We start from the raw sequence: 6364 nt of genomic DNA, 5'->3' as shown, positions 1-6364 counted from the left end.
GCGACACCCACAATATTGCCGGTACCAATGGTGGCAGATAACGCGGTACAAAGCGCAGCAAAACTCGACACATCCCCTTTACTTTGTGAACTCGCGTCTCTAGTGAACACCAGTTTTAGCGCAGTAGGAAGGTGCTTAAATTGAAGTAAACCTAAGCTAAAGGTGAAATAGATACCGGTCCCTACCAGTAAAATGAGCAGAGGTGGTCCCCAAATAAAATGGTCGATAGTTTGTAATACAGATTGAAGATTGTTCATGATTTCCCCTTAAAAAAACAAAATATAAGGAGAAGAGGGAAAGGGTGTGACGATTGAATAAGCATCACACAGCATCTATTCTTTTGTTATGAATAGATGTTGGTCGATTGTGTCTTTCCACTCCTCTGTCCTTTTGCCTGAGAGTTTCACCTTGCATACACAAAGCTTGCTCCTTCGGCGACCGCTTTCTACAACAAAGTAGTACGGTTCTCTCCAGAGGTTCCTCCAACTACAGTCCACGCTTTTCTAATTTTCACTAGTACAAAGCACCTGAAAGATTTACTTCTTCGGTGGGTAACACTAACCAATTGTTAATAATTGGTTAAATACCGCTCTCCTGCAGTCTTCATCGGAACAATTACCTGATAATGGTAATTTGCGCTGGGAATTCTACGGAAAAGGAAAAGAGATGTCACGAGCAAAATAAATGAACTAAACACATATTCTTCAGTTAAATGTCATAAAGCCTATTCTTATCTTATTCAGCCAGACTAAATAGTATAAAATAGAAGAACATGCTAACTGTCTGCGTCGCTTAGGCTCAGTCACAAGGCAATGACGAAGGTACGCGATGTAAGAGGGAAATGGGATGACAAGGTTAATTGCGATTGTATTTATTTCTGCACTGGCGTTTGTTTTGATTCGGTATCGCACCAATGAAAAAATCCAAAAAGGCATCATCGTGACTCTGGTTGTGAGCTTTCTAGTTTACGCAGGATCAGTCATGATTGCCGAGCTAACACGATAACGGTTTCTAGGAGAGAAAGTTGAACAAGCAAAATGAGACTGAAGAATTTGATGGTGACGATGTTGTTGTGGTCGAAGAACGTGATAAGAGAACCTACACCTATATTGTTATTGCTTGTTTACTGGGGTTAGCAGCAGGTGGGCTAATTGGCTCTGCGACGACCGCGAAAAAATGGGAACAGACATACCATAAGTTAGAAGATCAATATCAAATACTGCTTCAAGATAAGAAGCAGCTGGTAGTTCAAGTGGAAAAAAAGGTTGCTATGGTCGATGAGCAATTGGCTGAGCAACTGAGCTTAGAGCTAACAAAGCAACAAGAACAGTATCAATCGGATGTTGAGAAACTCGAACAACTCGTCACCGAACTAGAAAAAGCGAACTTATCACTGAATGCACAGCTAGCGAATCAAGCCGTTCAGCTATCTGATGCCGACACGCAAAATAACCGGCTTAATCGACAAGCGGATATACAAGCAACGATGTTCGAACGGTCTAGAGAGCTTTTCCAAAAAGAACTGCGTATTAAGCAAGAAGTGGAAGGTTTAGAGACAGAACGTGAAAAATTACTGCCCGTGATTGAATCGCTAAAAGCGCAATGTGACATCTATTTAGAAGGCACATCATGGGATGCGACATCGGATTCTTGTGATAAACAAGATGAAGCGAATTCTCGCCTTAGCCAGGTGGATCAAATGCTGCAGGTCCACAGAATGGATCTTGAACAAATTAAAGCGCTATCTGATGATCTAGGCTTATAGTGACCAATGATAGAGAATTTAGGACAGTCTCAATTGTGTGACTTTCCTCAGAGCCTCAATATTAGGGGCTCTTACTTTACAATAATGTGTATTGCCTCTAACTTTCTCATTTAATTATTGATTATCCTCATTGATACGAAAAATCTACCTATACTTTAGTTAGCACTTCAGCCATGACAGTTTTCAATATCAGTATGTATTGACGAGATAAATGGTTTCACCATATTAAGAGGCGGTAATTTGCGCAAATTGGCTCATGTTTTGTCACAGGTTTTTAATATTCATCGACTTGTTCAAGTTGTCTTTGTTTTCTCTGTACTGCTTATCACGCATACACTTGTCACAGAGCACCAAATAGCTCATTGGTTATACCTCCTTTATCCTGCCTTGATGCTTCTTGCGTACTTTTCAAAAAATGACAACTTAAAAATCATTGCGGCCAATAGCTCGCTATTATTGATCTTTGTTGGTGGCTATATTGAACCGTTAGAATTAGATGCCATCGAAGAAAGCTTCATACTCTTGCCCATCTGCTACATTATTATCTTTCCTGGATCTCTCTGGCCAATTGCAACCGCGTTGTTATTAGTTTTGAGTTATTTTGTTCACCTTCCAAGCAGTGATTTCGAAGAGTTTATTGAAGACGCTATTGAGGTGCTCCTGATTACGTCGTTTGCTACTGTGATGACCTATTACCAGATCAAACTTCGTGATCAAATGTTGCGTTACAAGCGTGACAGCATGATGGATCTGCTCACAGGGTTACCAAACAGGAATTCATTTTTTACGGCGTTAAAAAGCATAGAAGAAGATGAAGAATATGATTATGCGTTATTCCATATTGATTTAGATGGATTCAAATCGGTTAATGATAGTTTGGGCCATACACAGGGTGACAAACTGTTAACCGCATTTGCCAAAAGATTAGACTCGCTTCTGTTTGACTACACAAAACTCTACCGTTTAGGGGGCGATGAGTTTGCTATCGTCATTAAAGGTCAAGGCGACCTTGGTGATAATATCAGTAATGTTGAATATCAGATCAAACATGTGTATCAGCCAGTCTTTCCTATTGGCAACGTCCCATATAAATTGGGCTATAGCATCGGAGTAGCATTGCTTGACGATACCCAACGAGATACCGAGTTGTGGTGTAAGAATGCCGATATAGCGGTAAATAAAGCTAAGCTGAAAGGCAAAAATGTTATTCAGTGGTATGACGCCGAGCTGCTTGATGAAACAATCCGAGAGCATCAGATTGAAAGAGAGCTGAATCAGGCGTTAAATAGTGATCAGTTTTGTTTAGCGTACCAGCCTAAAGTGAGTTGCGGCGAGAATAAAATTGTTGGTGCTGAAGCTCTTATACGTTGGATACATCCAGAATTAGGAATGATCCCACCGAACACTTTTATCTCTATTGCTGAGAAAAGTACTCAAATTATTCCCATTGGTCGATGGGTGATAGAAACAGCATGTATACAAGCGAAAAAGTGGCTTAATGACGGACACAACCTGTGCATTTCAGTCAACGTCTCAACGGTTCAGTTTGTTCATGATGATATTTACAATGTGGTTTCGTCTGCGTTGGCATTAAATCAGTTGCCTCCCGAATTATTGGAAATAGAAATAACGGAAACAACATTGATGACTCAGCCAGAACAAGTGATATCTACGTGTGAAAAGTTACGAAAACTTGGCGTTAAGGTCGCCATTGATGATTTTGGCGTGGCGTATTCTTCGTTGAACTATTTGAAAAAGCTACCAATCGACATCTTAAAAATCGATAAGTCATTTATCGACGAATGCGTCACTTTACACACCGACCATATGTTAGTAAAAACGATCATCCAAATGGGTCATAACTTAGGGAAAGTTGTGGTTGCTGAAGGAGTAGAAACACAAGATCAGCTAGATCTGCTGAAAAATGAGCACTGCAATAAATATCAGGGCTATCTCTTCTCAAAACCTTTGTATGCTAAGGATTTTGAAAAGCAGTTTTTATAGTTTCTGTGAGTTCAAATTTTCGTTGTGGCAATGTCTAATAAAAAGAAATGTCTAATAAAAAGAAATACCTAATAAAGAGCCAGGTCTAATAAAAAGCAAGCAGCCAATGAAAGAGTAAACATCAATAAGTTCTTATCGTTCATTTCTGATCGCAGACAGGCGTTGCTCGTCGCTAGTTGTCGTTCCTTTTTTTATCTTCCTCATTATCAGTCGGCTCTAATAGAATATCAGGGAGATACTTGCACAAGACATTGAGCAGTTGATCGGGCGTGACGGGTTTAGAAACGAAGTCATTCATTCCGGAATCGAAACATTTTTGTCGACCTTCACTAATGACATTGGCAGTGAGAGCAATGATGGCGATATTCTGACTCCAAGGGCATTGAGAGCGAATTTCTTTTGTTGCCTCGTAGCCATCCATTTCCGGCATGTGACAATCCATCAGAATCAGGTCATATTCTTGAGTCTTACACATATTGAGCGCTTCCAATCCATTGTTCGCAATATCGACATTCAAGCCTATGTTCATCAGCATGATTTTAACCACTTGCTGATTAATGAAAGTATCCTCCGCAAATAGCACACGTTTATTTGAGAGTACTTTTTTAGAGTAGTGCCCAGTAGTGAGTTGCTCTTCAGTGAGGAGTTCAGGGGTCGATGAGGAAGGAAAATCACAGATATTGGATGATGTTAACGTTTTACTGGATGTTTGCTGATCCGATATCTTGAGAGAAAGTTCAAAGAAAAAATGACTCCCTAACTCAGGTTCACTGATGACCTTGAGTTGACTCCCCATCAGCGCGACGATTTTTTTGCTGATGGCTAACCCTAATCCAGTTCCACCGAACTTACGTGTAGTACTTCCATCGGCTTGTTGAAATTGCTCAAAAATATCGTTTAGTCTGTTTTTAGCAATGCCTATTCCTGTGTCCTTAATGGAAAAACAAATCGTCGCGTATTCTATGTCACGCTCTATGAGTTGCACATTAATATGAACAGAGCCTTTAGGCGTAAACTTAGTCGCGTTGCTGAGTAGATTATTGAGCACCTGGGTAAGCCGCACTGGATCACCCACCAACACATCGGGAATCGCAATGTCTATATGGCATTCAAACATTAACCCAGCTTGTTTTGCTTTTAGGCTAAAGACATCTGCTTGTTGTTGGATTAGTGAGTGAACATCAAAAGGGACGTACTCAATATCAAAATGGCCCGCTTCGATTTTAGAAACATCCAGAATATCATTAATAATATTGAGCAAGTTCTGTGATGAAGTATCGAGAACATTCAGGTATTCGATTTGTTGGGGAGTGTTAGGAAGATCTTTCAATAGTGCCGCAATACCAATAATACCATTCATTGGGGTGCGTATTTCATGGCTCATATTGGCTAGAAATTCACTTTTCCTCTGATTCGCAATTTCAGCTTTTTCTCTTGCCTCAACCAGTTCCTGATAATTATGCGCGAGGTGATTAATACATGCATTGTAGTTGTTAGAAAGATCTTGAACTTCATCTTGGAATACCCGTGGTGGTAATGTCATCTTACTAGGCAGTGGGCCGTTGTTAAAATCGGCCATGGCTTGACTGATTGTTTTGAGCGGGCGTACCACCAGTTTTAAAGTAATCAGTAAAATCGCGGTGACAATGAGTAATGACTCAATGGCTTTCATTATGAGCAATAGTAAGAAATTACGGGTTAATTGTTCATAGGTAGGGGAAAGTGACGTTTGAACATAAAGATCTCCGAGGTGGTATTCTTTTGCTCCTTTCTGATGTGTCAAGCTCCACTTCGTTTCGATGAAGTCTCCTTCTACAGCCCTGCCTAGCTCAATAACGGGCTCTTTAGAGTTTTGGGAGTCTGTCTTGTTGCTCGCTGTACTCTGGGTGATATTAATATAATCAACATGAGGGTAACGCAAAAGCCCGGTCGCGACTATCGATAGCTGCTCTCTATCTTCAAACCACAGACTCGAACTCAGGCTAGGTAAGCTGGTTTCTTTGAGTAACTGGATATCTTCTGTCAGTGATTGAAGTTTATTTTTATAACTTAGGTAAGAATGGATAGAGGTGTTGATGAGTGCCAAAATAACGCTCACTAAAACGGTATATAAAACGAGCTGCTTATCAATGCCTAGACGTCGTTGCCTCAAAAACCACCTCTGTATCTCTATGAGATTTACTATTGTAGAAATCACTCTGATAACACGCAGCCTGACAACATTCAGTCTTTCAATAACCGCGTTTTAATACCAGCACTTTAAGGCATGAGAGCGTGAAAGTATCGCTGGCAGAAACTAGAGTGCTAATGTTAAAGATAGCTTGTATTGATGAATAGTAAACTCTTCTCAATCGCATCGAGGCTAAACTAAGAGGCTAGACAAAAAGGGGGGGAGGGAGAGTAGAGATAAAAATCCGACCACTGATGGCCGGATTTTGCATGATTAGGCGGTTAAATAGTGCTTCATGAACTTGGTGATGTTAACCAGATCTTCAATAGCAATATACTCTTCCGTGGTATGCACTTTTGCCATACCCGTGGAAAGGTTAACGGTTGTCAGGCCTTTTTCATTGAAATTATTCGCGTCACTGCCGC

Annotated in this window: 5 protein-coding genes, 1 pseudogene and 1 riboswitch; of the genes and pseudogenes, 3 read left to right on the top strand and 3 right to left on the bottom strand. The window is 40.5% G+C overall.

Features of this window, described 5'->3' with window-relative positions; genetic code table 11:
• Window positions 1-257, bottom strand: a 257-nt coding sequence (locus ACP45E_RS11415) for an alanine:cation symporter family protein (protein ID WP_141707306.1), incomplete at its 3' end; no start/stop codon positions are given.
• Window positions 258-372: 115 nt separating this feature from the next.
• Window positions 373-484, bottom strand: a riboswitch (glycine riboswitch).
• A gap of 362 nt (window positions 485-846) precedes the next feature.
• Here ACP45E_RS11415 and ACP45E_RS11410 point away from each other — a divergent pair.
• From ACP45E_RS11410 to ACP45E_RS11400, 3 genes are all read left to right on the top strand, one after another.
• The gene (locus ACP45E_RS11410; protein ID WP_017034069.1) at window positions 847-1005 is read left to right on the top strand and encodes a hypothetical protein; all 159 of its coding nucleotides are present in this window, start codon (window positions 847-849) and stop codon (window positions 1003-1005) included.
• A 19-nt stretch (window positions 1006-1024) separates the two neighbouring features.
• Window positions 1025-1765 carry a hypothetical protein gene (locus tag ACP45E_RS11405; protein WP_017039148.1) on the top strand — a complete coding sequence of 247 codons (741 nt, stop codon included), beginning with the start codon at window positions 1025-1027 and terminating at the stop codon, window positions 1763-1765.
• A gap of 240 nt (window positions 1766-2005) precedes the next feature.
• Window positions 2006-3769 carry a putative bifunctional diguanylate cyclase/phosphodiesterase gene (locus ACP45E_RS11400; protein ID WP_017039147.1) on the top strand — a complete coding sequence of 588 codons (1764 nt, stop codon included), beginning with the start codon at window positions 2006-2008 and terminating at the stop codon, window positions 3767-3769.
• Between the two features lie 172 nt (window positions 3770-3941).
• Here the strand turns inward: ACP45E_RS11400 and ACP45E_RS11395 are convergent, their stop codons facing one another.
• Both ACP45E_RS11395 and ACP45E_RS11390 read right to left on the bottom strand, forming a co-directional pair.
• Window positions 3942-5921: an ATP-binding protein gene (locus tag ACP45E_RS11395; RefSeq protein ID WP_017039146.1), complete on the bottom strand. Its 1980-nt coding sequence runs from the start codon at window positions 5919-5921 to the stop codon at window positions 3942-3944.
• 291 nt (window positions 5922-6212) lie between these two features.
• Window positions 6213-6364, bottom strand: a pseudogene (locus ACP45E_RS11390) (peptidase M20); the annotation flags it as partial.

The organism is Vibrio genomosp. F10 str. 9ZD137 (assembly GCF_049974785.1).
Taxonomy (GTDB): domain Bacteria; phylum Pseudomonadota; class Gammaproteobacteria; order Enterobacterales; family Vibrionaceae; genus Vibrio.
The sequence above is the reverse complement of the archived record's forward strand: the minus strand, read 5'-3'. Positions and strand labels throughout refer to the sequence as shown.

Coding starts and splice junctions, on each gene's coding strand:
- ACP45E_RS11410 (WP_017034069.1), top strand. CDS start 847: ATGACAAGGTTAATTGCGATTGTATTTATTTCTGCACTGGCGTTTGTT.